Source organism: Paraclostridium sp., assembly GCF_051657365.1.
Lineage (GTDB): Bacteria > Bacillota > Clostridia > Peptostreptococcales > Peptostreptococcaceae > Paraclostridium.
In genome coordinates this window covers 1-1,409 of sequence record NZ_JBOFKN010000160.1, presented here as the reverse complement: position 1 = coordinate 1,409, position 1,409 = coordinate 1, and the positions used below count along the sequence as shown (strand labels likewise).

Sequence of the window (1,409 nt, the reverse complement as noted above, 5' to 3'; positions counted from 1 at the left end):
CTATATTAGATATTAGAATGGCAAAAATGGGAGAGATTTTATTTCCAGATTTAGAAAAAATACTTAATAAGTTTGGTGATATTTTAGATGTTGTTGAAAAATTTCAGAAAGAAAATCCTAAATTATTTAGCGGACTTGTAAGAGGGGTTGCTTATGGATCAGTTGCACTTTTAGGTTTAGGAGCTACTGCAAAAATCGTAGGTTTTGGAATATCTGGTCTTTCTCCAATATTTAAAGGTATTGGTTGGTTGATAGAAAAAGAAGTCGCTTCAAAAGGAGTAACAGCTTTATTAAAACTTTTAACATCATCTAAAAATTTACTTGTAGGATTAGGAACAGGATTAAAAACAGTTTCATTTGCTGTTGGTGGATTTTTTAAAGGAGCTATAGCAGGAGCTGCTAAATTTGGAGTCGCACTTTTAGCAAATCCTATAACTTGGTATGTAGCAGCAATAATGGCAGTAGTAGGAGCAGGATATTTATTATATAAAAATTGGGATTTAATAAAAGAAAAAGGTAAAGAATTGTGGGATTCATTTCTTCAATCATGTGAACCTGTAGTTGAAATGTGGAATAATATAAAAAGTAAAGGGTCAGAAATATACGAGTCTTGGAAAAATGGAGTTGTAGATTTTAAAAATAGTTTTAAAGAAGCTTTAGATGGAATGTTTAATTGGGTTACAGAGAAATTTCAGAAAATGATAGATTTAAAAGACAAAGTCCTAAACTTTGCTGGAAACACTTGGAATGCTGGAAAAGATTTTATAAAAAATAATATTCCAGGATTTGCTGAAGGTGGAGTTGTTAATTCTCCAACATTAGCTATGGTGGGAGAAGGAGCTTATTCAGAAACAATAATACCTCATAATAAAAGTCAAAGAAGTTTAAGTTTATGGGAAAAGACTGGAAGATTGATAGGAGCTTACGATAAAAAAGAGCAAGGATCATCTAATAATACAAGTTCTCCTATTCAATTTACTTTTGCTCCAGTTATTTATTCAAATGATACTAAAAATATTGGAAAAGAAATCGAAAAACAAAAAGATATTGCATTTAGAGAGTTTGAAAAAATGTATAACAGATTAGAAAAAGAAAAGAAAAGGAGAGGTCATGGAAGGTAAAAAGTACACTACAATATTAGGAGATACATTTGATATGATAGCTTCTAAAATATATGGAGATAGTAAAGCTATACAGAAAATAATAGATGCTAATTCTCAATATTCAGGTACTTTTATTTTTTCTGCAGGAATAACATTAAATATCCCATTAAATGAGGAGGTATCTACAAATGATAACATTGCACCTTGGAGAAGATGAAATAGCTAGAAGAGGTAGCTTAGTTGTTATTTATGAGGGTAAAAATATATCTAAAGATATAGCAGACTCAATTCTAGAGTGTACATATA

2 protein-coding genes are annotated in these 1,409 nt (G+C 30.1%); both read left to right on the top strand.

Going from position 1 to position 1,409, the window contains the following annotated elements; genetic code table 11:
- Positions 1 to 1,121, top strand: a 1,121-nt coding sequence (locus ACRCYC_RS12170; protein WP_438619410.1) for a hypothetical protein, incomplete at its 5' end; no start/stop codon positions are given.
- The gene (locus tag ACRCYC_RS12165) at positions 1,111 to 1,320 is read left to right on the top strand and encodes a tail protein X (RefSeq protein WP_438619409.1); all 210 of its coding nucleotides are present in this window, start codon (positions 1,111 to 1,113) and stop codon (positions 1,318 to 1,320) included. The genes ACRCYC_RS12170 and ACRCYC_RS12165, both read left to right, overlap by 11 nt.
- Positions 1,321 to 1,409 lie beyond the last annotated feature (89 nt).

Excerpts from the sequence above, each read along its gene's own strand:
- ACRCYC_RS12165 (WP_438619409.1), top strand. The coding sequence starts at position 1,111 with ATGGAAGGTAAAAAGTACACTACAATATTAGGAGATACATTTGATATG.